Raw genomic sequence first — 25,137 nt, 5'->3', positions numbered from 1 at the left:
TTCGAGAAGGTTTCTTGAAGAAGGAAATCAGACGCTCGCGATCAGTCCGCCGTCGATGCGGATCGTCGAGCCGGTGATATACGACGCGCGCGGACTCGCGAGAAACGTCACCATGTCGCCGTATTCGCGCGGCTCGCCATAGCGGCCCACCGGAATCGATGCGGTGCTTTCGGCCGACACGTCTTCAACCGGCCGGCCTTCGCGCTTCGCTTTCGCTTCGTCGAGGAAGCGGATGCGGTCGGTTGCAATGCGTCCCGGCAATACGATGTTGCAGGTCACGCCGTCGCGGCCGACCTCCTTCGCCAGCGTCTTCGACCAGCCGACCAGCGACAGCCGCAGCGCATTCGAAAGACCGAGATTCGGAATCGGCGCGACCACGCCCGACGACGTGCTCGTGATAATCCGGCCGAATTTGCGGCTCTTCATGCCCGGCAGCACACGGTCCGTAATCGCGACCACGGACAGCACCATGCTGTCGAAGTGCTTGCGCCACAGCGCCGGATCCTGCCCGCTCGCCGGTGTCGGCGGCGGCCCGCCCGTGTTGTTCACGAGGATATCGACAGGGCCGAGTTCGCTTTCGATCTTGCTCACATGTCCATCGATGCTCGCGAGATCGGCGAGGTCCCATTGCACGGACAGCGCGCGGCCGCCTGCATCGTTGATCGCGTGCGTGGTCTTTTCCGCCGCGGCCAGATCGACGTCGGCCACCGCGACCCGCACGCCCTCAGCGGCGAGCGCACGCGCAATCGCACCGCCCAAACCGCCACCGGCGCCGAGTACGAGCGCCACTTTGCCATTCAGTTGCAAATCCACCGAGATCCTCACTTAGGCAGTCGACCGGACGACTGCACGGACCTCGTCTCCTTGAGGCTCGCGTCGCGATCGAAGTTGAAAGCCAGTATAGGAACGAGGGAATTTGCCTGTAAAACGGAAATTTACGGGGCTTAGCCTAAGAAAATTAGATAGCTCGTGATGTCGATCGCGCGAACCGGCGCGCCTGCAGCCAACCCTTCCCCGAAGCCATCGAATGGTTCCTCGCGTATTGCAGGAACCGTTCTGAAAGGCCAAGGCGCTTTCTGATGAAGATCGTCGTAATCGGCTATCGCACGCCGCGCATCACACCGCATGACCAGCGAGGGTCATCAGGCGGACCGGCCTGAACGCTTGCCGATTTTCGATGCCTGCACGGTGAGGCTGTCGACGAAGGTTTGCGTCGAAGGACGGTCGAACACTTCGAGTCGCGCGAGAATGCCGATCTCGCGAATCAATGGGCTGCCCGGTAAGCGCAGCGTCTTGATGCCGCGCGCTTTGCCGACCGGAACGAGGTCGCCCGGAATGATCGAGCAGCCAAGCCCTTCGCTGACCATGTTCAGGATCACCGAGGGTTCGTCGAGCTCCATCGTGTCCATCGTCGCGAGCCCGTGTTGCTTCAGATAGCGGTCGACCAGCTGGCCGCCCGGCGAGCGGCGGTCGTAGCGGATAAACGGTTGCGTGCGCAGCACGTCGCCGAGATCGCCGGCTGTTCCTTTAGGCGCGATGCCCACATACCGCTCGCGAATCAGCGGAATCCATTTGAGGTCCGGCGGCAAGCCGAGCCGCGGCTTGATCATCACGGCGAGATCGAGTTCGTGCGAGTCGACTTTTGCGAGCAGGTCGGTCGATACGCCAGGCGCGATATTGATCGACGCGGTGGGCTGCGCGCGCCTGAAATGCTGCAACGCCTTCGGCAGCAAGCTCGCCTGGACCGTCGAAATCGCGCCGATATTCAAGCCGCGCGGATCGGGAAAACCGCGCTGCTGTTTCATGCCGTCGAACAGATCGAGAATCTGCGTCGCCTGTTCCAGCGCATGACGGCCCTCGCTGCACAGCGTGACCGACTTCGCCTTGCGGTCGAATAGCGGAAAGCCGAGCTCGTCCTCGAGCCGTCGTATCTGGGTGCTGACCGCCGACTGCGTAAGGCCGAGCCGATTGCCGGCCGCCGAAAACGACTCGGCCTCGGCCGCGACGACGAAGGTGCGAAGATAGCGGATCATGATGCGGTGTTCTGTCCCGTCGTGTAGCGGTTGAAAAGCGGTTGAAATGGTCAATCTGACGATCTTATAGCCGCTCGCGATACCGCGTCACCAAGGCCCGAATCGCGAGGTCCGCCGGTACCGGCCGCATCGTTTATACTCGCCGCGCATCGATCCGTTCCTGATTGTAAGGAAAAGCGGTAGATTCACATTCGTGGTTAATGAAACAAGTCGGAGGTCGGTGAGTATGTTTAAGCGCTTAATCGCTTTGTCGTTGTTGATGGGTGGCCTGCTGGCCCTGGTGGGCTGCAACACGGTAGCAGGGGCGGGTAAAGATTTGACGGACTCCGCCAATGCCGTCAAGCACGCGCTATAAGCCGCGTGCAAGACTGGCCGCGCGACCCAGGCCTGGTCGCGACTACGCAGTACCGATGAGGACCGGGGCAAGCCCCGGTCCTCTCACGTCAGGATCGCAATAAGCCGCAATGGAAGGGCTATTCGTGTCGATCAGGAAGCGGGCAGGTGAGATTGGCCGTGCGTGCGCGGCGCCTTCGCAGCATGGCTCGATCGTATCGAAGGCGCGGCCCTCTTTGCGCGGAGTCCATGATCGAACGGCTGCACGACGCGACGCGGCGATATCAAGCGACATCCGGTGACGTCCGATGCCGCCCCTCGCGCTCATTGCGGGCCGCGCATCTGCGCAAACGTGCGCTGCCCCCAACCGAAGAGCCAGCTGACCAGAAGCGTCGACAACGTACCGATCATCACCTGGACGAGCCTGAACAGCGGCACATCCCACAACGGCCCTTGCATCGGCACGAGCAGCACGATCGTCGCGGTGATTGCGCCGAGCCGCGCGGCGCTGCCCACGTTCACACACCAGCACGCGACGATAACCGCGGCGACCGTCGTCGCATAGCCGAGCAGTTCGTGCGCGCCCGCGCCAAGCCATGCACCGGCGAAGCCGAACAGCCCGCCCGCCATCGCGCCGATAAACTGGTCGCGCGACAGGTCGCGCGTGTCCGCGTAGTTATGCTGCGTAACCGCGATCGCGGTAATCGCAGCCCAGAACGGCTGCTGCGTATGCAGCGCAATCGACAGACCGTAGGCGAGACACGCGCCGCACACCGCTTGCAATGCGACGAGACCGCCCTCGAGCACGCGTTCGCGAAAAGGCAGGCTTTTTACGAGGCCGATCAGAATGTCGGCGGCCCGGGTCCGCGCTTCGTGCCGTGTCTGCCTCGTGTCGTTCATCGTTTGGGTGCCGTTGTCGGTCGGGAGCGGCTTCATTATGCGGCAACGCTGCGTGCACGCGGCGCAGCGTTGCCGCAGGATGGCTCAGACCGGCCCGGACGCGGCGGCGCGCGCCTGTTGCGGCACGGCGTGGAACGCCGCATAGACGAACGCCGGCTTCATGTCGGGGCCGAGCGCGTTCGCACCGAAGTACGGATCGCAAAAGCCCGGCGGCCCGACGCAGTCGCCCGGACCATTCGGCTGTCCGTGCAGGCCGGCACAGCCCGATAGCGCCGCCGCGGCCGCCACGCCGACTGCGGCGCGCCATATATTCGCAATGATGTGTCGTTTCATATCCATTCACGTCCCGTCTTTCATATCAAACCCGAAGTCGCCGTCGCGCGGCAACGCCCTCGCTCACCTGCTCACCCGGATCGGGCCGGGCGCCGCTGCTTTCGCCGCTGCCTTGCGAGCCCGTGGAATCCAGCATAGAGACGCGAGGGCTCCGTTACGCCAACACAAACGTGAAGAGAAATTTAAGGCGATCGCGACGATCCGCCGTGCGCGCACGCGCCTGCTTAAATTATTTTTCATCTTCGCTTCATGGCTTTTTAAATAGGCGCGTCTCGCGCGACCCGATAATCGCTGACGTTTAGGGAACAAGCCGCGTGCAGGCGCCCTGTGTCGTCCGCACGAGCGGCTTACGATCTTTGCCGCGATCACCAGCGCGACTTCGTTCGCAAGGCCTGCAAAATGAACCAACTACAAGCCATGCGCGTGTTCATGCGCGTCGTCGAACTGAGCAGCTTCAGCGTCGCCGGGCGGCAGCTCGGCATGTCCGCGGCGGCGGTCACGCGAAGCGTCAGCATGCTCGAAGCGCATCTGAACATGCGCCTCCTCAATCGTTCGACACGCAGTCTTTCGCTCACCGAAACCGGCCGTCTGTACCTCGAAGGTTGCCGCGCCGTGATCGAAAAATTCGATCAGGTCGAGTCCGATCTTCTGCGTGCGACACGCAATCCGAGCGGCATGCTGCGCATCGCCGCGCCGGTTCCTTTTGCCAATACCGAGCTCGCGCCGCTGTTTCGCGCTTATCGCGTGGCCAATCCGCGCGTCGAGTTCGAGGTGACGTCTTACGACACACAGATCGACATGATCGAAGGCGGCTTCGATATCTGCTTTGCGACCAACCGTCATCCGGTCAACGCATCGCTCGTCAGCCGCAAGCTGATTGCAGTGCGAGAGGTCGCGGTCGCGTCGCCCGCCTATCTCGCCGAACACGGAATTCCATCCTCTCCGCTTCAGCTTGCCCATCATGACCGGCTCACGCTATCGGAACAGTCGCGCATCTGGGAGTTCTCCGGTACCGACGGCGTCCAGCGCATCGAGGCAAGCGGGCCGCTCAGCGCGACCGGTTACACGATGGTCCGCGCCGCGGCGCTGGCCGGCATGGGCATCGCGCTGCTTCCCTATCATTTCGTCGCCGGCGACCTTGCGGCAGGCACCCTGAAAACCGTGCTTCCTCAATACGAGGTCACGGGCGGAACCCGTTACGTCTCCATCGTCTATTCGGGCCGCAACTATCTGACCACGAAGGTTCGCAATTTCATCGACTTCACGGTCGAGCAGTTCCGGCAAGCACCCGCGGGCCTGTCGGGCGCCGCGTCGCCGTTGCGCGCGGTCGCATGAGGGAGCGCCATCGCGAGCCGCGCATTCTCGGTACTTCCTGAAATTCTCAGTTTTCGATTGCGCTGCGTTCAGCGGAAATTGGCTTCATAGACTGCACCTGGTTTCACATTCATTGCGCACATCGTCGTAGCGATGACTGTGCTAACCACGGTACATGCTTAGGCATCCAAAGTCATGATTCGTCAATCGACGCTGAGAACCCACACAATGAAGAGATCCAGATGGACTGTATTGGCCTTTCCCTTGATGACGCTGTGCGGCGCGGCCCACGCACAAAACAGCGTGACCCTGTATGGCCTGATCGACGAAGGCGTCAACTTCACGAACAACGCGGGATCGGGGTCCGCCGTTCAGTTGCGTAGCGGCGATACCGCCGGTGACCGCTGGGGACTCAAGGGCAGCGAAGACCTCGGCGCAGGTCTTTCCGCTATCTTTCGCCTCGAAGGCGGCTTCAATGGCAGTAACGGCCAGCTGGGCCAGGAAGGTCGGCTATTCGGGCGCCAGGCTTATGTCGGGTTGAGTTCGGACCACTACGGCACGCTTACGCTCGGGCGTCAGTACGATCCGACCATCGACCTGTTCAGCTCGATTACCGCCGCGGGCAGTTGGGGCGGAGACGTCGGCGCCGTGCCGTTCGACAACGACAACGCCGATTGGGATTTCCGCGTTAATAACTCGGTCAAGTACACGACGTCGAATTACCGCGGCCTCACCGGCGAGGCCATGTACGGCTTCAGCAATACGGCAGGCGGCTTCCAGAACAACCGCATGTACAGCGCGGCGGGACAGTATCAGCATGGCGGCCTGACCGCGGAAGCCGCCTATATGCGCATCGATAATCCGGGCAGCGGCACGTCCGGCGCGGTAACGGACGACGCCGTGTTCAGCGGGTCTTCGCAGGAAAACATCGATGCGGGCGTCGCGTACAAGTTCAGCAACCTGCAACTGGGCCTCGCGTATTCGCACACGAAAATCGACGATCCGACCAACAACGCATTCCTGAGCGGCGATCAGAATCCCGCCAACGGCGGCACGTGGACAGGCTGGCGCTTCGACAATCTTCAGGTAAACGGCGACTACTACTTCAAGCCCGACCTGTGGCTCGCGGCCTCGTACACGTACACATGGGGCGAGCTCTCGTCCACCGAAGGAGACTTCGCTCCGCGCTGGCACAGCCTCGCGTTGATGCTCGACTACGACTTCAGCGGTCGCACATCCGTATACATTCAGGGCGCCTATCAGCACGTCGAGAGCGCGCATACGGGCACGCAGTTCGACGATGCGCAGAGTCTTCTCGCCCCGGGCGCGTCTTCATCGCCGAATCAGCTCGTGTACCGCGTGGCGATGATTCACCGGTTCTAGCTGCCGGCTCCAGACACCGTTCGCCGCGCGCGGCGACGGCGCAAAAAAAGCCCCGCGAGCGCGTTTCCGCTCGCGGGGCTTTTGCTTACGTCTACTTCACGGTTACCGGTGCAAATCATGCTCCGGCGCGCAGCGAGACCGGCTTACTTGCCGCCCACGCTCTCCAGCGTCGTCCACTTGCCGTCCACCACCTTGTACAGCGTGATGCCGCCGTTCTTCAGGTCGCCCTTGCTGTCATACGCGAGATCCTTCGTCGTCACGGCCGGCATATTGGTCTTCGCGAGCACCGGCAGGTACTTCGCCGGATCGGTCGAGTTCGCCTTTTTCATCGCGTCGAACATCGCCATCGCGCCGTCGTAGGCGTACGGCGAGTACGTCTGCACGTCTTCGTTGAAGCGCTTCTTGTACTTCTCCACGTAGTCCTTGCCGCCCGGCATTTCTTCGAGCGGCAGGCCCGCGAGCGACGCCACCGTGCCGTTCGCCGCATCGCCGGCCACGCTCAGGAAGGTCGGCGTATGGACCATTTCGCCGCCCATCAGCGGCGCCTTGATGCCGAGCGTCTTCATCTGCTTGACCATCGGCGCGGCCTGCGAATCGGCGCCGCCGTAATAGATGAGGTCCGGGTTCATCGACTTCAGCTTGGTCAGGATCGACTTGAAGTCGACGGCCTTGTCGTTCGTGTATTCACGGTCGACGATCGTGGCGCCCGACGCTTTCGCGGCCTTCTCGAACTGGTCGGCCAGACCCTGGCCGTAGGCGGTGCGGTCGTCGACAATCGCGATCCTCTTCATGCCGAGCTTCTTGACCGCGAACGTGCCGGCCACCGAACCTTGCTGCGTATCGGACGTCATCATCCGGAACGTGGTCTTGAAGCCCTGCTGCGTGTATTCGGGCGCCGTTGCCATCGCGATCTGCGGAATGCCCGCGTTCGCGTAAATGCGCGAAGCCGGAATCGTCGTGCCCGAGTTGAAGTGGCCGAGCATGCCCTTGATGCCGTCGTCGACGAGCTTCTGCGCGACCGTCGTGCCCGTGCGCGGGTCGGCTTGGTCGTCGGCGACGTCGAGCACGAAGCGAACCGGCTTGCCGCCGATCGTCGGCTTCGTCGCGTTCATGTCTTCGACCGCGAGCGTGATGCCGTTCTGGAAGTCCTTGCCGTAGTGCGCCTGCGCGCCGGTCATCGGGCCTGCGAAACCAATCTTCACTTCTTCGACCTGCTGAGCGTGCGCTGCCCCCGCAAGCGACATAGCGGCAACCAGCGTTGCGCCTGCCAGCTTTTTCATCGTGTGTTGCATATCATCTCCTTGGTACCAGGTGTGGATGGAGCGGATGTCGGGGTCGCCGTGCCGCTGCCGTTTTTTTGAATCGATTGGCGAAGGTTCGCTCAGCCGATCGTCATCAAATTCGCATTACCGCCTGCCGCCGCCGTGTTCACGCTGACCGAACGTTCCGTCAGCAGACGCTCGAGCGCATAGTCTTCGTCGCCGTTTTCGAGCGCCCGTGCCGCGACGCCCTGCACCGAGACGATCGGACCATCGCGCTTCGCGATCTCTTTCGTCAGCGCGAGCAGTTCGTCGCTGTCGCCTTCGAACAGCACGGCGTCAAACGAGGCATCGGCACTCTTCTTCGTGCTCGCATAGCGTTTCAGCGAGGCGGGCAGCGCGGCAACGAGTGCCTCGCCTGCCGCGCCCTCGAACAGCGCGCGATTGTCGGTCGCCAGCACGGCGGCGAGTTGCACGCGTGCGCCGCTTGCCGTCGACGCGATGCACAGCACCGTGCCGCGCGCGCCGAGCGAATACGTATTGCGCTCGCCGGTCGGGCCCGGCAATACAGCCGTTGCGCCGGCCGGCACGTTTGCGATATAGCCGTCGCAGCGCGCCGCGAGCGCGGGCTCGCGTTCGGCGATCAGCCAGTCGCGCAGCGCGGTCAGCGCGGCCGATGGCTTGTCGTTGCCTGCGGCGCCGTCGCCCGTTCCGATTCCGGCTGCGTTGGCCGCCGCGCCGTTCTGCGCGGAAGCGGATGCCGGCGCAGGCTGCTGCACCGGCGCGTCCGCGATCAACGTCTGCGCGAGCGACCTCGGCAAGCCCGCCGGCCGCTTCGCGAGCAAACGCTGCAGATACAACGCGCCGCCCGCTTTCGGCCCGGTGCCCGAGAGACCTTCGCCGCCGAACGGCTGCACGCCGACCACGGCGCCGATCACGTTGCGATTCACGTAGATGTTCCCCACGTGCGCGCGGCCGATCACATGCGCGATCGTCTCGTCGATGCGCGTGTGGATGCCGAGCGTGAGCCCGTAACCGGTCGCGCGAATCTGCTCGAGCAGTTTATCGAGCGCGCTGCGGCGATAGCGCACCACATGCAGCACGGGCCCGAACACCTCGCGTTTCAGTTCGTCGATGCTGTCGAGTTCGATCAGCGTCGGCGGCACGAAGGTGCCGGCCGCGCAGCCTTCCGGCATCGGCATCTGCACGACGTTGCGGCCCTTCTCGCGCATCGCCGCGATATGTTCGTCGATGCCGCGCTGCGCTTGCGCGTCGATCACCGGCCCGACGTCGGTCGACAGACGGTCCGGGTTCGCCATCGTCAGTTCCTTCATCGCGCCGGTCAGCATCTCGAGCGTGCGGTCCGCAATGTCTTCCTGCAGACAAAGAACGCGCAGCGCCGAACAGCGTTGACCGGCCGAGTCGAATGCCGATTGCAGCACGTCCGCGACGACCTGCTCCGCGAGCGCCGACGAATCGACGATCATCGCGTTCTGGCCACCGGTTTCGGCGATCAGCGGAATCGGCTTGCCGTCCGCATCGAGGCGCTCGGACAGCGTTTTATTGATGTGCCGCGCGACTTCGGTCGAACCCGTGAACATCACGCCGCGCGTGCGTGCATCGGCGACGAGCGCCGCGCCGACGGTTTCGCCGTCGCCGGGCAGCAGTTGCACCGCGCCCGCGGGCACGCCGGCTTCGCGCAGAATGCGCACGCCTTGCGCGGCGATCAGCGAGGTCTGCTCGGCCGGTTTGGCGAGCACCGTATTGCCGGCCGCCAGCGCCGCAGCCACCTGGCCCATGAAGATCGCGAGCGGGAAGTTCCACGGGCTGATACAGACAACCGGGCCCAGCGGCCGGTGCGTATCGTTCGAGAACTCGTTGCGGATCTGCATCGAGTAGTAGCGCAGGAAGTCGATTGCTTCGCGGATTTCCGATACCGCGTTCGGCAGCGACTTGCCGGCTTCGCGGACGACGAGGCCCATCAGCGTGTGCATTTGCGCTTCGAGCAGATCGGCGGCGCGCGCGAGGCAATCGGCGCGCGCGTCGACGGGCGTCGCCTGCCAGATCGGCGCGGCGGCCAGCGCGTGCGTGAGCGCCGCGCTCACGTGCTCGGGCGTCGCGTCGACGACCGTGCCGACCAGATCGCGATGATCGGCCGGGTTGCGCACATCGCGCGCGGTGCCGCCGTGGATGGCCGCGGCGTCGTCGGCGAGCATCGGCGCGGCGCGCCACGGATGATGCGCGCTTGCGAGCAGCGCCGACGACAGCGACGCGAGCCGATGTTCGTTCGACAGATCGAGGCCCATCGAATTGACGCGCTCGGCGCCATAGAGCTGACGCGGCAGCGGAATTTTCGCGTGCGGCGCGCCGAGCGGCACGATCTTCGATGCGTCCTCGACCGGGTCGGCGACGAGTTCCTTGACCGGCACGGTTTCGTCGGCGATGCGATTGACGAACGACGTGTTCGCGCCGTTCTCGAGCAGACGGCGCACGAGATACGCAAGCAGCGTTTCATGCGTGCCGACCGGCGCGTAGACGCGGCACGGACGGTTCAGCTTGTCGCGGCCCGTCACTTCCTCGTAGAGCGGTTCGCCCATGCCGTGCAGGCATTGAAACTCGTACTGGCCCGGGTAGTAGTTCTGGCCCGCGAGGTGATAGATGGCCGACAGCGTGTGCGCATTGTGCGTCGCGAATTGCGGATAAACCGCGTCGGGCGCGCCGAGCAGCTTCTTCGCGCACGCGAGATACGACACGTCCGTATAGATCTTGCGCGTGTACACCGGATAGCCTTCGAGGCCGTCCACCTGCGCACGCTTGATTTCGGTGTCCCAGTACGCGCCCTTCACGAGCCGCACCATGATGCGGTGACGGCTGCGGCGCGCGAGGTCGACGATATAGTCGATCACGAACGGGCAGCGCTTCTGGTACGCCTGCACGACGAAGCCGATGCCGTTCCAGCCCGCGAGCTCCGGATCGAAACATAGCGCTTCGAGCAGATCGAGCGAGATTTCGAGGCGGTCCGCTTCTTCGGCGTCGATATTGAGGCCGATGTCGTAGCGGCGCGCGAGAATCGCGAGCGCGCGCACGCGCGGCAGCAGTTCGCTCATCGTGCGTTCCTGCTGCGAGCGCGAATAGCGCGGATGCAGCGCGGAGAGCTTGATCGAAATGCCGGGGCCTTCGTAAATGCCGCGGCCGCCCGCGGCCTTGCCGATCGCGTGGATCGCCTGCTCGTACGACGCGTAGTAGCGCTGCGCGTCCGCTTCGGTGGTCGCTGCTTCGCCGAGCATGTCGTACGAGTAGCGAAAGCCGCGCGCTTCGTATTTGCGGCTGTTCGCGAGCGCCTCCGAGATGTTCTCGCCGGTGACGAACTGCTCGCCCATCAGGCGCATCGCCATATCGACGCCCTTGCGGATCAGCGGCTCGCCGCCCTTGCCGATCATGCGCGTGAGCGCCGAAGAAAGCCCCGTTTCGCTATTGGTCGTGACGAGCTTGCCGGTGATCATCAGCCCCCACGTCGCCGCATTGACGAACAGCGACGGCGCGTGGCCGACGTGCGAGCGCCAGTCGCCCTTGCTGATCTTGTCGCGAATCAACGCATCGCGCGTCGCGCGGTCCGGAATGCGCAGCAGCGCTTCGGCAAGGCACATCAGCGCCACGCCTTCCTGGCTCGACAGAGAGAACTCGTGAATCAGCCCTTCGACGCCGCCGCCCTTGCTTTTCGAGCGCAGCTTTTCGACGAGCTTTGCGGCCATCTTCTGGACGTCGGCGGCAAGGTTCGCCGGCAGGCGCGCCTGGCCGAGCAGAAACGGCACGCACTCGGGTTCCGGCCGGCGGTACGCGGCCGTGATCGCCGCGCGCAGCACCGATTGCGGCTGCACACTTTGCGCGAATTCGAGGAAGGGATGCGAGGCACTGTCTTCGTCCGAAGCGCCGGTGGTGCTCTCGAGATCGACGCCGCTGTGGGTGGCGGACAGTTCCGCAGGAAGCTGGCCGTGTTCGATTTTTTCGAGGTACGCGAAGATCGCCTGCTTGATCAGCCAGTGCGGCGTGCGCTCGAGGCGCGTGGCGGCGTCTTTGAGCCGGGAACGCAGGAGGTCGTCGACTTTGACGCCGAGGGTAGTGCTCGCCATGTTTCCTTCTTGATGCTGAGCGCCGGCGCGCGGGCACCGGCCGGAGACTGAAAAGTTGGCGCATCGTACCTCTCTCAATAAAAAGGTGCAACCAGTTTGCAAGCCTGGTTGCACCTGCGCCGAAGCCTTGCCAGGCAAGGCTTTCCGGAACTCGCGAGCGGGCGGTCGCACCACGGTGGCGCTCGGTACTTTCCCTGGCGATAAAGTTTGCGCGGCACCCTAAGTGATTGGCGCGCCGCGCCGTTATACAGGAAAGCAATACGCGTTGTTGCGTCAGACAAGTAAAAACGACCGGTAATCAGGGAAGAAGTGAAATGGAAAAGTGGTGGGTAGTCGCAGCAATCTGGACCCTGTGTGCGATGTGCGCGGCGCTGTTCATCCGCGGCGCCGCGAGTGGCGCGTCACGTGGCGAGCGTGGGCCGCGCCGGAACGTACGTTCCGGCAACGTGCGCGTTCGAGGCTAACGACGCGTCAGCTTCCTGCGGTTGCAGGTTGCCAGCGGGTTGCAGCAGGTTGTAGCGCGGGGTCTGTCGTGCCGTGCCGGTCCCGCATGCGCGTGCGCGCACGAAGCCGGCACGAACATCGGCGCGAAGGCGCGTGCCTTTGCGCGAACTGATTGCAGGCGTCGTCGGGCGACACGAAGCGATCGTGCAGCGTGCACAGCCGCGTCGCGGTCCCGCTCGCAGCGAAGCCTGAACTGAAGACAGCGAGGCCGGGTATGCTCTGTTCGATGGAATGCCGATCGTCGGCGCGGTATCGGCAACCGGCGCACCGCGGCCGGCGCGCGGCGAGGTCCGCGGCCGCATTTGCAGGTTTCGCGAGCGGCGGTATGCACCGTGCGGACCGGCCAGGCGCGGCGGCGCTCACGAGCCCTGCCCCAGGCTGTTCCAGTACGGCGCGAACGCGTGCGCGGACAGCACGTAACCGATCGCGATACTGACAGCGACACCGCCGCAAAGGCGACGAACGCGGTGATGCTTGTGCTTTGAGTCCTTCGACAGATGCGCGCCGCGCCGGCTGCGTATGTTTCGCATCGCCGATCATTCATTCCCGCGAGTCGAATGGCGACAGGCCGCACGCCGATTCTCGCCAAAACATACGGCAACGGATTTGCGCGGACGCCGATATCCGTTCAGATATCGAGCGGATCGACCTCGATACTCCAGCGCAGCACGCCTTTAAGCGTACGAAGCATCGGCTGCCATGCGCGCAGCGTCGCTTGGAGCGCGGCGCGCGACGCGCTTTCGACGAGCAGCTGGGCGCGATGCACATGCATCACCTTGACGATGGTCAGCGGCACAGCGTCATACACCGTCACGCGTTCGGCGGCGGGAATTTCATGCAGCGCCTGCGCGGCTTGCTGCAAAAACGCGAGCGCGGCCTCCAGCGTGCGGCCTTCGGCACGCAGCATCGCCTGGTAGACGAACGGCGGCAGATGCGCGTCGCGCCGTTCGGCCAGCGTTGCATTCGCAAAGCCGATGTAGTCGTGACGCGAAAGCGCGTGATACAGCGCATGCCGCGGATAGCGCGTCTGCACGAGCACTTCGCCGGGCAGGCTGGCCCGGCCCGCGCGGCCGCTGACCTGCATCAGCTGCGCGAAGAGGCGCTCGCCGGCGCGAAAGTCGTGCGAGAACAGCGCCATATCCGCGTTCAGCACGCCGACCAGCGATACGCGACGAAAATCGTGGCCCTTCGCGACCATCTGCGTGCCGACGAGAATGTCGACTTCGCCCGCGTGCACATCCGAAAACAGCGCCTGCGCGCTGCCTTTGCGGCGCGTGCTGTCGGCATCGATGCGCAGCACGCGCGCGCCCGGCACGACCGTCGCGAGCGTTTCCTCGACGCGCTGCGTGCCGCGACCGAGCGGCGCGATATCGACGTTGCCGCACTCGGGGCACGCGCGCGGAATGCGCGCCTCCCAGCCGCAGTGATGGCAGCGCAGCGCGCGCTCGGGCTTGTGCAGCACCACGTACGCGCTGCAGCGCGGACAGCCCGCGACCCAGCCGCACGCGTCGCAAGCGAGTTGCGGTGCGTAGCCGCGCCGATTCAGAAACACGAGGCTCTGCTCGCCGCGCTCGAGACGCGCTTTCAGCGCGGCGATCAGCGGACCCGACAGACCTTCGACCGACGCGCGGCCGCGGCGCCGTTCGTCTTCGAGATCGATCAGCTTGACCGCCGGTAATGCAGCGTCGGCGACGGCGCGGCGCGCAAGCGTCAGCCGCTTGTAGCGGCCCTGGTCCGCTTGCCACCAGCTTTCGAGCGACGGCGTCGCCGAGCCGAGCACGACCGGAATGCCGAGTTGCTTCGCGCGCCAGATCGCGAGATCGCGCGCCGAATAACGCAAGCCTTCCTGCTGCTTGTATGCGGGGTCGTGCTCCTCGTCGACGCAGATAATCGCGAGGCGCGGCAGCGACGCAAGCACCGCGAGGCGCGTGCCGAGCACGATGCGCGCGCGGCCCGTGTGCGCGGCGAACCAGTTGCGCGCGCGCTCGCCTTCGGCGAGGCCGCTGTGCAGCGTGACGATTGCGCCGTCGTCGAGCGCGGCAAAACGCGCGCGAAACGCAGTTTCGAATTGCGGCGTCAGATTGATTTCGGGGACGAGCACGAGCGCTTGCGCCGTCGGGTCCGTCGCGAGCAAAGCGGCTAGCGCGCGTAGGTAGACTTCGGTTTTGCCGCTGCCGGTTACGCCATGCAGCAGAAAGGCGGCGAAGCCGTGGGCGTCGTGGATCGCGGACACGGCGGCGGATTGTTCGTCGGTGAGCGTGGGCAGCGTGGCGGCCGGGTGGGCGTCGGCCATTGATGCGGTGGGCGTATGGATGCCGCCCGGTGTTGCCGTCGCGGCCGGCGACGTCGACGCGGCCGCAGCCGCCTCGATCACCTCGAGCTCGACCCAGCCTTTCTCCCGCCAGGCATCGAGCGTAGCCACCGCCTTCGGATGCAGCGCCCGCGCTTCGGCTGCCGACAGCGACCGCGCGCGCACGAGCTCATCGGCCAGCCGCCGCAGCGCGCTCGCGCGTACCGGCAACGCATCGGGCAGCGAATCCCGCCCGGCCGCCAGCAACCGATAATGCTCTGCGGGCGCAAGCAGCCGCGTCCACCGCGACGCATCGCGCAGCGCCTGCGGCAGCGCCGGCAATGCGACTTCGCCGAGGCCGCGCTGATAGTAATCGGCGGCAAACGACACGAGCTCGAGCCATGACGCGGACAGCGGCGGGCATGCTGTGCACAGGTTATCCACCGAGCGCAGGCGATCTTCCGGCACCTCGCTTTGAGCAGCCACTTCGCAGACAAGACCGACCACCATCCGCTTGCCGAATGGCACACTGACGAGCATGCCGGGCTGCGGAACGGCGTCGACGGCGCCCGTGTCGCAGCGGTAATCGAAAAGAGTCGGCAGTGGATGGTCGAGCGCGACCCGGACGAACATCTGGCTCACAAGCCGACGCGGCGACGCGCCGCCGATGCGCGAATCAGCACAGACAACGAACGCGCGCGCGTGGCCTTACCGAACTTAAAGTGAAACATCACATTTGGCGCTAAGTTTTGGATTCGGCAGAACAATTGGCTGCTTCCGGGTCCTGTGGATAACTTTGTTGAGAACTTGGTTCCGCATGCCCGCAAACCGAGTCCACGTGGGCCTTTTGTGGTTTCCCGCACATATGTTCCGGCCCCGGTCAAACCCTTACTGGCTAAGGCACTCACACGAAGTTCCCGCATTTGGCAAGCACATTCTGACCTCGCGCCCCTCTACCGCGCCGCAGCGTGACGAATGTGTATAAGTCAAGCCTTGACAACCAGCAGAACGCCATTTGGCGGCCTGTGGAATGCAATTTTCCCCTTAGGGCGAGAGCCCAGGTCATTGCGGCGCAACAAAACTGTCATCGCTTTGACGTAGTCCTGACCGCTTACGCCTCGCCGGCAGCGCGTAGCGTTCGGCTATGGCGATGCACTTCGTCGACGAGTTCCGCCACATGCTCGGGCGGCGTGTACTGCGAAATACCGTGCCCGAGATTGAACACGTGGCCGCGGTGATTGCCGTAGCTGTCGAGCACCGCGCGCACCTCGGCGCGGATCGTGGCCGGTGGCGCGAACAGCACCGACGGGTCGATGTTGCCTTGGAGCGCGACCTTGCCCGCGACGCGTTCGCGCGCGCGCGCGAGGTTCACGGTCCAGTCGAGACCGACCGCGTCGACGCCTGACGCGGCAATTTCTTCGAGCCACAGGCCGCCGCCCTTCGTGAAGGCGATGACGGGCACTCGGCGTCCTTCGTGCTCGCGCTCGAGCGCGCTCACGATCTGTTCGATGTAGTGCAGCGAGAAGCGCTGATAGATTCCGTCGGCGAGCGTGCCGCCCCACGTATCGAAGATCATCACGGCCTGCGCGCCCGCTTCGATTTGAGCATTCAGATATGCGGTAACCGCGCGCGCGTTCACGTCGAGAATGCGATGCATGAGGTCCGGCCGCGCGTACAGCATCGACTTCACGGTGCGGAAGTCGTCCGAGCCGCCGCCTTCGACCATGTAGCACGCAAGCGTCCACGGGCTGCCCGAAAAGCCGATCAGCGGCACGCGTTGCCGACCTTGCGCATCGGTCAGCGCGCGGCGGATCTGGCTGACCGCATCGGTCACGTAGCGCAGCGTCGCGTCGATGTCGGGTACCGCGAGGCGCGCGACGTCGTCTTCGGTGCGCACCGGGCGCGCGAATTTCGGGCCCTCGCCCGCGGCGAACTCGAGGCCGAGGCCCATCGCGTCGGGAATCGTCAGAATGTCGGAGAACAGGATCGCGGCGTCGAGCGCATAGCGCTCGAGCGGCTGCAGCGTCACTTCGGTGGCGTAGTCGGGGTTCGTCGCGAGGCCAAGGAAGCTGCCGGCACGGCTACGCGTCGCGTTGTATTCGGGCAGATAGCGGCCCGCCTGTCGCATGAGCCAGATCGGCGTGTAGTCGGTCGGCTCGCGCAGCAGCGCGCGCAGGAAGGTATCGTTGATCAGTTGTTGAGCCACGTCGCGTAAGCCTGAAAGCAAAGGGCCATTCTACCGGACACGCGTTTGCGCGGGCGTCGCTGGCTGGTCGGCGGTTATCTGCACCGAACATCTCTTGAACCGTCATGCCGGGTTGCCGCGGCAGCGACGGATTTCAGCGCTCGCTACGTAGAATGGACGGCGCCTTGAAGAGGAGATTCCATGAGCAAAGCGTTATCCGTTTCGCAGCGCGTGTTGTCACGCACGTTCGCAGGCGCGCTGTCCTGCGTGTTGTCGGGGGCGCTGTTGTATGCGGGTCCGGCCGGTGCGCAGGCGCAGTCGCCATCGACGGTCGCCGCTGCGGGTTCGTCGCAGTCGCGGCTCGATGAAGTGATCGCGCGCGGCGCCTTGCGCGCATGCACGACCGGCGATTACAAACCCTACTCGTATTACAAACCGGACGGTCAGTTTGAAGGCATCGACATCGATATGGTCGAATCGCTCGCGAAGTCGCTCGGCGTAAAAGCGGAGTTCATCAGGACGACGTGGCCGAACCTGACAAATGATTTCATCGCGAAGTGCGATATCGCAGTGGGCGGCGTATCGACGACGCTCGACCGGCAAAAGCGCGCGTTCTTCACGCAGCCGTATCAGGTCGACGGCAAGACGCCGATCGTCCGTTGCGACGACGTGCGGAAGTACCGGACAGTCGAGCAGATCGACCAGCCGTCGACACGCGTCATCGTGAATCCGGGCGGCACGAACGAGCGGTTCGCCAGGCAGTACTTCCCGCACGCGAAGCTGACCGTCTACCCGGATAACGTGACCGTGTTCAAGCAGATTCTGGCCGGCAAGGCGGACGTCATGGTCACCGACGCGTCCGAAACGCTCCTGCAGCAAAAACTCAATCCCGGCCTCTGCTCGGTGCATCCCGACAAGCCGTTCCAGTACGGCGAGAAGGCGTGGATGGTACCGCGCGGCGACGTCGTTTTTCAGCAATATGTCGATCAATGGCTGCATCTTGCGCGAGAAAGCGGTGAGTATCAGGCCATTTCGGATAAGTGGCTGAAGTAGATCCAACAGTCGGCGCGCACCGGCAATAGCACGCCGGTCCGATGCAGTGAACCTTTAACCGGTGCGGCGCCGAGACTTTATTCCACCTAGCGCTTCGTTTCTTCGGCGGCGCGGTCCTCCAGAATCGCGGAAACCGCGGCGGCGCAGCTGCGGTGCATCATTTCTTGCGAACGACAGTTTCCAATCTTGCAAAGCAGTTCAAAGCGACTACGCTTCAACCAATTCTCCAGGTCGACCCGTTTAGTCGAGGCAAAATTTGCCTGCTACCTGTGCGCCCGGAAGCAGCGCAATATCCGGCGCCACCCAAAACGACTAACCACGATTTGTTCGACTGCAATTAGTCGGTAAAAACGAACTTTCAATCGGAAAATAACGGCAAAAAATCCCGGAGAGCCTTGTCTGGCGGGCGTTACAACCTGAAACACTTTGTTACCGCGTTCCCGGTTTAATTCGCCCACAATGCCTCTCACGGGTTCAACACGGATGTGGCTTGGTGTGCGGTGTGAGCGGACATCTTTTACCAAGCCGGTCGGCAAATTGCCGGGTCCCTGCGAAGGGGCATCCCTGTTGGAGTCGTGTCGACGAATGCGTCGTCAAGTCGATTCCTTCTTTGGTCTCCTCGCGCTAACCCCGTAGCGTGTGGTTTTTAGCGGGCTCCAGGCCCGCTTTTTTTTTGCCTCGCCAAACGTTTGCGCACTGCAGCGGTTGGTGCTCCCCAAAGCGCGTCGTTCTCGACGCGCTTTTTGCATTTGAGGTCTCCGCATCCTTCGGTTGCGCACCGCTGCCGTGCCCACCGCCCACAGCGCTCAGGCGGTCTTGCCGACCGCCAGCTTCAGCTCTTCGATCATCCGCTCGCGCATCACGAACTTCTGGATCTTGCCGGTCACCGTCATCGGCAACTCGTCGACGAAGCGGATGTACTTCGGCACCTTGTAATGCGCGATCTGGCCGCGGCAGAACGCCAGGACATCGTCCGCAGTCATCTGCTCGCCGGAGCGCAATACGATCCAGGCGCAAACCTCCTCGCCGTATTTAGGATCGGGCACGCCGAACACTTGCACGCTCTGAATCTTTGGGTGGCGAAACAGAAATTCCTCGATCTCGCGCGGGTAGATGTTTTCGCCGCCGCGAATCAGCATGTCCTTCAGGCGGCCGACGATGTTGCAGTAGCCGTCGGCGTCGATCACGGCGAGGTCGCCCGTATGCATCCAGCCGTCGACGACACTTTCACGCGTTCTCGCATCGTCGTTCCAGTAGCCGCGCATCACCGAATAGCCCTTCGTGCAAATTTCGCCGATTTCGCCGACCGGCACGATGTTGCCGGCGGTATCGACGACCTTCACTTCGAGATGCGGCTGCACGCGACCGACCGTCGTCGTGCGCCGGTCGAGCGGATCGGTGGTCGAGCTCTGGAACGACACCGGGCTCGTCTCGGTCATCCCGTACGCGATCGTGATCTCCGAAAGATGCATCTTCGAAACGACGCGCTTCATCGTCTCGATCGGGCACGGCGAGCCGGCCATGATGCCGGTGCGCAGATGCGTGAGATCGAAGGTATCGAAGCCGGGGTGATCGAGCTCGGCGATGAACATCGTCGGCACGCCATGCAGCGCCGTGCATTGTTCTTCGGAGACGGCCGCGAGCGTCGCCGCGGGGTCGAATGCTTCGCCCGGGAACACCATGTTCGCGCCGACCGACACGCACGCGAGCACCGCCAGCACCATGCCGAAGCAGTGATACAGCGGCACGGGAATGCACAGCGAATCGTGCTCCGAGAGCCGCATCGCCATGGCGATATAACGCGCGTTATTGACGACGTTGCTGTGCGTCAGCGTCGCGCCTTTCGGGCTGCCTGTCGTGCCGCTCGTGAACTGGATGTTGATCGGATCGTGCGGCGACAGGTTCGCGGCGATCGCGTCGAGTTTCGCCGTATCGAGCGCCTCGCGGCCGAGTTCGATCACTTCGGAAAGGCAATGCATGCCCGGCGCTTCCGTGTCGCCGAGTCGGATCACGATGCGCAGCTCGGGCAAGCGCGCGATGCGCAGGTCGCCGGGCGTTTGCGTCGCGAGTTCCGGCGCGAGCTCGCCGAGCATGTCGAGGTACATCGACGACTTGAAGCGTTCGGCCGCGACGATCGCCATGCAGTCGACCTTGTTCAGCGCGTATTCGAGTTCGGCGAGCCGGTATGCGGGATTGATGTTGACGAGGATCGCGCCAATACGTGCAGTCGCGAACTGCGTAAGCAGCCATTCGATGCGATTCGGCGACCAGATGCCGACGCGATCGCCTTTGCCGATGCCGAGCGCCGTGAAACCGGACGCCAGAATGTCGACCTCTTGCGCGAAAGCTTTCCAGCTCCAGCGGATGCGTTGCTCGCGAAATACGACGGCCGGCCGGTCGGGAAAACGCCGTGCGGTCTCGCGCAGGAACTGGCCGACCGTCGCGGTGCTGAGCGCGATGTCGGTTGAGCCGCGCACGTATGAGAGGCCGTCTTTCGGCGCAATCTGGGCGGGGGTGCCTGTCGCTTGCATGCTTGCCTCCTGAGTCCCGAGTCAAACGAAATGCGCGCTTTCACGCGCCTCGCGCCGTCTCGTCGAACATGAGTGCTGGAAGGGATGCCCGCTGAAGGAAACTGATGGCGAAGAGATTGTGCGCCGGCCGTAACGTGCGCGGCATCGAGGCTTTCCCTCACCGTTCAGGCATGCGCCGCGATGCCGGCACGCCGCCCAAATAAAAAAGCAGCCGCGCGGGCTGCCTTTCTATCATCGTCGCGCGAGTCGACGACGGTGCTTCCTAGTGCTGTCCGCGCAGTTTCCGCAGACGCTGGATCGCCGCAAGCTGAGCCGTCGCATACGCGAGTTCCGCCTGCGCGGTTGCGTATTCAAGGTTCGAGCCCGTGTTCTGCAGCGCCTCTTCCGCGCGCTTGCGGGCCTGCTCGGCCTTCGCCTCGTCGAGATCCTTGCCGCGGATCGCCGTGTCGGCCAGAACCGTCACCGCACCGGGCTGCACCTCGAGAATGCCGCCGGCGACGAACACGAATTCCTCTTCGCCATTCTCGGCCTCGATACGCACCGCACCCGGACGAATCCGCGTGATCAGCGGCGTGTGGCCCGGCAGAATGCCGAGCTCGCCCGCCTCGCCCGGCAGCGCAACGAACTTCGCCTGGCCCGAGAAGATTTCCTCTTCCGCGCTGACGACGTCTACCTTGATAGTTGCCATAAAGTCTCGACTCCTGTCGACAGGTTGAGTGTAGGACGAGGCGCCGGTTGAAGCGGACCAGATACATCACGCGTACCGATACACGCCGGCCGGCGCCACCTTCGTTACACCCAGCCGTTACTGGATCTTCTTGGCCTTTTCGAAGGCTTCGTCGATCGTGCCGACCATGTAGAACGCCTGCTCCGGCAGGTGATCGCATTCGCCTTCGACGATCATCTTGAAGCCGCGGATCGTTTCCTTCAGCGGCACGTACTTGCCCGGCGAGCCCGTGAAGACTTCCGCGACGTGGAACGGCTGCGACAGAAAACGCTGGATCTTGCGCGCGCGAGCGACCGACAGCTTGTCTTCCGGCGACAGTTCGTCCATGCCCAGAATCGCGATAATGTCGCGCAGTTCCTTGTAGCGCTGCAGCGTTTGCTGGACCGAACGCGTGATGCCGTAGTGCTCTTCGCCGATCACGTGCGGGTCGATCTGACGCGACGTCGAGTCGAGCGGGTCCACCGCGGGGTAGATACCGAGCGATGCGATGTCACGCGACAGCACGACCGTTGCGTCGAGGTGGCCGAAGGTCGTAGCCGGCGACGGGTCGGTCAAGTCATCGGCAGGCACGTACACGGCCTGCACCGACGTGATCGAGCCGGTCTTCGTCGACGTGATGCGCTCTTGCAGCTTGCCCATTTCTTCAGCGAGCGTCGGCTGATAACCGACCGCCGACGGCATACGGCCGAGCAGTGCCGACACTTCGGTGCCGGCCAGCGTGAAACGGTAGATGTTGTCGACGAAGAACAGCACGTCGAGGCCTTCGTCACGGAAGTGCTCGGCCATCGTCAGGCCCGTCAGCGCGACGCGCAGACGGTTACCCGGCGGCTCGTTCATCTGGCCGTACACGAGCGCGACCTTGTCGAGAACGTTCGAGTCCTTCATTTCGTGGTAGAAGTCGTTGCCCTCACGGGTACGCTCGCCCACGCCCGCGAACACGGAGTAACCGCCGTGCTCCTTCGCGATGTTGTTGATGAGCTCCATCATGTTGACGGTCTTGCCCACGCCCGCACCGCCGAACAGACCGACCTTGCCGCCCTTCGCGAACGGGCAGATCAGGTCGATAACCTTGATGCCCGTTTCGAGCAGCTCGGTGGACGGCGACAGTTCGTCGAACGCCGGCGCCTTCTGGTGGATCGAGCGCATCGTGTCGCTCGCGATTGGGCCCGCTTCGTCGATCGGGCGGCCCAGCACGTCCATGATGCGGCCCAGCGTCGGCTTGCCGACCGGCACGCTGATCGGCTTCGCGGTGTTCTTCACCACGACGCCGCGGCGCAGACCATCGGACGAACCCAGACAGATGGTGCGGACCACGCCGTCGCCCAGCTGCTGCTGGACTTCGAGCGTCAGCTCCGAACCTTCGAGAATGAGCGCGTCGTACACCTTCGGCATGTGTTCACGCGGGAATTCCACGTCGATCACCGCGCCGATGCACTGTACGATCTTGCCTTCTACCAAAGCAGTTGTACTCATCGCTTTTCCTTTAGATACTCAATTCTTCACTCGCGCTACGGCGCGGTTGGTTGCCCGCAGCTAATCTTCTTTGCGCGGTCGCTTTCGATTGCTTTCAGTCGCCTGGCGCGTCGTCGTTACGCTCAGACTGCCGCGGCGCCGCCGACGATCTCCGACAGTTCCTTCGTGATCGCGGCCTGGCGGCTCTTGTTGTACGACAGCTGCAACTCGTTGATGACCGTCTTCGCGTTATCCGAAGCGGCCTTCATTGCGACCATGCGTGCCGACTGTTCCGACGCCATGTTTTCCGCGACGGCCTGATAGACCAGCGCTTCGACATAACGCACGAGCAGTTCGTCGACCACCGTCTGCGCGTCCGGCTCGTAGATGTAGTCCCACGACGTGCTCGGGGTCGCCTTGTCGCCTTCTCCCGTCGCCTCGAACTTGTCGGCCGACAGCGGCAACAGCTGCTCGATCACGGGCTCCTGCTTCATCGTGTTGATGAAGCGCGTGTACGCGAGGTACACCGCCGAGACCTTGCCTTCCGAGTACAGGTCGAGCTGCACCTTCACCGCGCCGATCAGCTTCTCGAGGTGCGGCGTGTCGCCGAGCTGCACGACATTCGATGCGACCTTCGCGCGCAGACGGTTCAGAAAGCCGAGGCCCTTGCTGCCGATCGCCGTTGCGTCGATCGTCTTGCCTTCGGCTTCGAGCTCCTTGAACTTCTGCAGCGACGCACGCAGGACGTTCGTGTTCATCCCGCCGCACAGACCTTTGTCAGTCGTGACGAGGATGAAACCGGCCGTCTTCGCGCCCTCGTTCGCCACCATGAACGGATGGCGATACTCGGGGTTCGCACGGCTCATGTGCGCGGCGATGTCACGGACCTTGTCGGCGTACGGACGGGCAGCGCGCATGCGCTCCTGGGCGCGGCGCATCTTCGATGCCGCGACCATCTCCATCGCTTTCGTGATCTTGCGCGTGTTTTGCACGCTCTTGATCTTGCCGCGAATTTCCTTCATTCCAGCCATTGCTTGCTCCTTGATCGCAACCGCGCGGGCTTATTTCGTTGCTTCAGTTGCCCGCGCTGCTTCGAGGTCCGGTTATGTCTCGCGGATCGGCTCAGTACGCGATCAGTAAGCGCCGGACTTCTTGAAGTCCTTCAGAGCCGTGTGCAGCGCGGCTTCGTCGTCCTTCGACAGGTCCTTGTTATCTTCGATGCGCTTGATCAGATCGGCGTGGCTCGTCTTCAGGTATTCGCGCAGGCCGCGCTCGAATGCGAGCACGTCCTTCACTTCCAGATCGTCGAGGTAACCGTTGTTCGCGGCGAACAGCGCGACCGACAGTTCCCACACCTGCAGCGGCTGGTACTGCGGCTGCTTCAGCAGTTCCGTCACGCGGCGGCCGCGCTCGAGCTGCTTGCGGGTCGCTTCGTCGAGGTCCGATGCGAACTGCGCGAACGCCGCCAGTTCACGGTACTGCGCGAGGTCGGTACGGATACCGCCCGACAGCTTCTTCACGACCTTCGTCTGCGCCGCGCCGCCGACACGCGACACCGACACGCCGGCGTTGATCGCCGGCCGGATGCCCGCGTTGAAGAGGTCGGTTTCGAGGAAGATCTGGCCGTCGGTAATCGAGATCACGTTCGTCGGAACGAACGCGGTCACGTCGCCGGCTTGCGTTTCGATCACGGGCAGCGCCGTGAGGGAGCCGCTCTTGCCCTTCACTTCGCCCTTCGTGAATTTCTCGACGTACTCTTCCGACACGCGCGCGGCGCGTTCGAGCAGACGCGAGTGCAGATAAAACACGTCGCCCGGGTACGCTTCACGGCCCGGCGGACGGCGCAGCAGCAGCGAGATCTGACGGTAGGCCCAGGCTTGCTTGGTCAAGTCGTCGTAAATGATCAGCGCGTCCTGGCCGCGGTCGCGGAAGTATTCGCCCATCGTGCAACCGGCATACGGCGCGAGGTATTGCATCGCAGCCGATTCCGACGCCGAAGCGGCAACGACGATCGTGTATTCGAGCGCGCCCGTTTCTTCGAGCTTGCGCACCACGTTCATGATCGACGAAGCCTTCTGGCCGATCGCGACGTAGATACAGATCAGATCCTTGCCCTTCTGGTTGATGATCGTATCGACAGCCACCGCGGTCTTGCCGCACTGACGGTCGCCGATGATCAGCTCGCGCTGGCCACGGCCGATCGGCACCATCGAGTCGATCGACTTCAGGCCCGTTTGCACCGGCTGCGACACCGACTTACGCCAGATCACGCCCGGCGCGATCTTTTCGATCGCGTCGGTCAGCTTCGCGTTGACCGGGCCCTTGCCGTCGATCGGGTTGCCGAGCGCATCGACCACGCGGCCGACCAGTTCCGGGCCGACCGGCACTTCGAGAATGCGGCCCGTCGTCTTGACGATGTCGCCTTCCGAGATGCTTTCGTATTCGCCCAGAATCACGGCGCCGACCGAGTCGCGCTCGAGGTTCAGCGCGAGGCCGTAGACGTTGCCCGGAAACTCGAGCATTTCGCCCTGCATCACTTCCGACAGGCCGTGAATGCGCACGATGCCGTCGGTCACGGAGATCACGGTGCCCTGGTTGCGAACGTCTGCGCTCGCTTCAAGGCCCTGGATCCGGCTCTTGATCAGCTCGCTGATCTCAGAGGGATTGAGTTGCATTATTCGCTCCTGATAGTCAATTCTGTTGCGTGCCA

17 protein-coding genes are annotated in these 25,137 nt (G+C 63.8%); 3 read left to right on the top strand and 14 right to left on the bottom strand.

Annotated features, from left to right (window positions below; translation table 11 throughout):
- Positions 1-27: 27 nt before the first annotated feature.
- From QYH69_RS17415 to QYH69_RS17400, 4 genes are all read right to left on the bottom strand, one after another.
- Entirely contained in the window at positions 28-813 is a 786-nt protein-coding gene (locus QYH69_RS17415; protein WP_308833096.1) for an SDR family oxidoreductase, read from the bottom strand.
- 329 nt (positions 814-1,142) lie between these two features.
- A complete protein-coding gene (locus QYH69_RS17410) occupies positions 1,143-2,033 on the bottom strand; it encodes a LysR family transcriptional regulator (protein WP_308833095.1) in 891 nt (296 codons plus the stop codon).
- A gap of 657 nt (positions 2,034-2,690) precedes the next feature.
- Positions 2,691-3,266 carry an FUSC family protein gene (locus QYH69_RS17405; protein ID WP_308833094.1) on the bottom strand — a complete coding sequence of 192 codons (576 nt, stop codon included), beginning with the start codon at positions 3,264-3,266 and terminating at the stop codon, positions 2,691-2,693.
- 84 nt (positions 3,267-3,350) lie between these two features.
- Positions 3,351-3,599 (bottom strand): hypothetical protein, encoded by a 249-nt coding sequence (locus QYH69_RS17400; protein WP_308833093.1) that lies wholly within the window; start codon positions 3,597-3,599, stop codon positions 3,351-3,353.
- Between the two features lie 399 nt (positions 3,600-3,998).
- Between QYH69_RS17400 and QYH69_RS17395 the strand changes: the two genes are divergently transcribed.
- Both QYH69_RS17395 and QYH69_RS17390 read left to right on the top strand, forming a co-directional pair.
- Positions 3,999-4,934 (top strand): LysR family transcriptional regulator, encoded by a 936-nt coding sequence (locus QYH69_RS17395; RefSeq protein ID WP_308833092.1) that lies wholly within the window; start codon positions 3,999-4,001, stop codon positions 4,932-4,934.
- Between the two features lie 207 nt (positions 4,935-5,141).
- Positions 5,142-6,296 carry a porin gene (locus tag QYH69_RS17390; protein WP_308833091.1) on the top strand — a complete coding sequence of 385 codons (1,155 nt, stop codon included), beginning with the start codon at positions 5,142-5,144 and terminating at the stop codon, positions 6,294-6,296.
- Between the two features lie 143 nt (positions 6,297-6,439).
- On the opposite strand, the gene QYH69_RS17385 is transcribed toward QYH69_RS17390, so the two are convergent.
- From QYH69_RS17385 to hemE, 5 genes are all read right to left on the bottom strand, one after another.
- Positions 6,440-7,588 (bottom strand): branched-chain amino acid ABC transporter substrate-binding protein, encoded by a 1,149-nt coding sequence (locus QYH69_RS17385; RefSeq protein ID WP_308833090.1) that lies wholly within the window; start codon positions 7,586-7,588, stop codon positions 6,440-6,442.
- An 89-nt stretch (positions 7,589-7,677) separates the two neighbouring features.
- Positions 7,678-11,685 (bottom strand): trifunctional transcriptional regulator/proline dehydrogenase/L-glutamate gamma-semialdehyde dehydrogenase, encoded by a 4,008-nt coding sequence (gene putA / locus QYH69_RS17380; RefSeq protein ID WP_308833089.1) that lies wholly within the window; start codon positions 11,683-11,685, stop codon positions 7,678-7,680.
- Between the two features lie 863 nt (positions 11,686-12,548).
- The gene (locus QYH69_RS17375; protein WP_308833088.1) at positions 12,549-12,719 is read right to left on the bottom strand and encodes a hypothetical protein; all 171 of its coding nucleotides are present in this window, start codon (positions 12,717-12,719) and stop codon (positions 12,549-12,551) included.
- 98 nt (positions 12,720-12,817) lie between these two features.
- Positions 12,818-15,112, bottom strand: a complete 2,295-nt coding sequence (locus QYH69_RS17370; protein WP_308833087.1) for a primosomal protein N' — start codon at positions 15,110-15,112, stop codon at positions 12,818-12,820.
- Between the two features lie 478 nt (positions 15,113-15,590).
- Positions 15,591-16,685 carry a uroporphyrinogen decarboxylase gene (hemE, locus tag QYH69_RS17365; RefSeq protein WP_308833086.1) on the bottom strand — a complete coding sequence of 365 codons (1,095 nt, stop codon included), beginning with the start codon at positions 16,683-16,685 and terminating at the stop codon, positions 15,591-15,593.
- Positions 16,686-16,865: 180 nt separating this feature from the next.
- Between hemE and QYH69_RS17360 the strand changes: the two genes are divergently transcribed.
- Positions 16,866-17,717: a transporter substrate-binding domain-containing protein gene (locus QYH69_RS17360; protein WP_308833085.1), complete on the top strand. Its 852-nt coding sequence runs from the start codon at positions 16,866-16,868 to the stop codon at positions 17,715-17,717.
- Positions 17,718-18,523: 806 nt separating this feature from the next.
- Here the strand turns inward: QYH69_RS17360 and QYH69_RS17355 are convergent.
- The 5 genes from QYH69_RS17355 to atpA all read right to left on the bottom strand — a co-directional run bounded on the left by QYH69_RS17355 (position 18,524) and on the right by atpA (position 25,102).
- On the bottom strand, positions 18,524-20,248 hold the full coding sequence (locus QYH69_RS17355; protein ID WP_308833084.1) for an AMP-binding protein: 1,725 nt from the start codon (positions 20,246-20,248) through the stop codon (positions 18,524-18,526).
- A gap of 262 nt (positions 20,249-20,510) precedes the next feature.
- Entirely contained in the window at positions 20,511-20,936 is a 426-nt protein-coding gene (locus QYH69_RS17350) for a F0F1 ATP synthase subunit epsilon (protein ID WP_075155344.1), read from the bottom strand.
- Between the two features lie 117 nt (positions 20,937-21,053).
- Positions 21,054-22,448, bottom strand: coding sequence for a F0F1 ATP synthase subunit beta (gene atpD, locus QYH69_RS17345; protein ID WP_075155345.1), 1,395 nt, complete (start codon positions 22,446-22,448; stop codon positions 21,054-21,056).
- A gap of 122 nt (positions 22,449-22,570) precedes the next feature.
- Entirely contained in the window at positions 22,571-23,458 is an 888-nt protein-coding gene (gene atpG, locus QYH69_RS17340) for a F0F1 ATP synthase subunit gamma (RefSeq protein ID WP_308833083.1), read from the bottom strand.
- A gap of 102 nt (positions 23,459-23,560) precedes the next feature.
- Positions 23,561-25,102, bottom strand: coding sequence for a F0F1 ATP synthase subunit alpha (gene atpA, locus QYH69_RS17335; RefSeq protein WP_308833082.1), 1,542 nt, complete (start codon positions 25,100-25,102; stop codon positions 23,561-23,563).
- Between the last annotated feature and the right edge of the window lie 35 nt (positions 25,103-25,137).

Source organism: Paraburkholderia sp. SARCC-3016 (assembly GCF_031119615.1).
Taxonomy (GTDB): Bacteria; Pseudomonadota; Gammaproteobacteria; order Burkholderiales; family Burkholderiaceae; genus Paraburkholderia.
The sequence above is the reverse complement of the archived record's forward strand: the minus strand, read 5'-3'. Positions and strand labels throughout refer to the sequence as shown.

Excerpts from the sequence above, each read along its gene's own strand:
- QYH69_RS17410 (WP_308833095.1), bottom strand. The coding sequence starts at position 2,033 with ATGATCCGCTATCTTCGCACCTTCGTCGTCGCGGCCGAGGCCGAGTCG.
- QYH69_RS17405 (WP_308833094.1), bottom strand. The coding sequence starts at position 3,266 with ATGAACGACACGAGGCAGACACGGCACGAAGCGCGGACCCGGGCCGCC.
- QYH69_RS17400 (WP_308833093.1), bottom strand. The coding sequence starts at position 3,599 with ATGAAACGACACATCATTGCGAATATATGGCGCGCCGCAGTCGGCGTG.
- QYH69_RS17395 (WP_308833092.1), top strand. The coding sequence starts at position 3,999 with ATGAACCAACTACAAGCCATGCGCGTGTTCATGCGCGTCGTCGAACTG.
- QYH69_RS17390 (WP_308833091.1), top strand. The coding sequence starts at position 5,142 with ATGAAGAGATCCAGATGGACTGTATTGGCCTTTCCCTTGATGACGCTG.
- QYH69_RS17385 (WP_308833090.1), bottom strand. The coding sequence starts at position 7,588 with ATGCAACACACGATGAAAAAGCTGGCAGGCGCAACGCTGGTTGCCGCT.
- putA (WP_308833089.1), bottom strand. The coding sequence starts at position 11,685 with ATGGCGAGCACTACCCTCGGCGTCAAAGTCGACGACCTCCTGCGTTCC.
- QYH69_RS17375 (WP_308833088.1), bottom strand. The coding sequence starts at position 12,719 with ATGCGAAACATACGCAGCCGGCGCGGCGCGCATCTGTCGAAGGACTCA.
- QYH69_RS17370 (WP_308833087.1), bottom strand. The coding sequence starts at position 15,112 with ATGTTCGTCCGGGTCGCGCTCGACCATCCACTGCCGACTCTTTTCGAT.
- QYH69_RS17360 (WP_308833085.1), top strand. The coding sequence starts at position 16,866 with ATGAGCAAAGCGTTATCCGTTTCGCAGCGCGTGTTGTCACGCACGTTC.
- QYH69_RS17355 (WP_308833084.1), bottom strand. The coding sequence starts at position 20,248 with ATGCAAGCGACAGGCACCCCCGCCCAGATTGCGCCGAAAGACGGCCTC.
- QYH69_RS17350 (WP_075155344.1), bottom strand. The coding sequence starts at position 20,936 with ATGGCAACTATCAAGGTAGACGTCGTCAGCGCGGAAGAGGAAATCTTC.
- atpD (WP_075155345.1), bottom strand. The coding sequence starts at position 22,448 with ATGAGTACAACTGCTTTGGTAGAAGGCAAGATCGTACAGTGCATCGGC.
- atpG (WP_308833083.1), bottom strand. The coding sequence starts at position 23,458 with ATGGCTGGAATGAAGGAAATTCGCGGCAAGATCAAGAGCGTGCAAAAC.
- atpA (WP_308833082.1), bottom strand. The coding sequence starts at position 25,102 with ATGCAACTCAATCCCTCTGAGATCAGCGAGCTGATCAAGAGCCGGATC.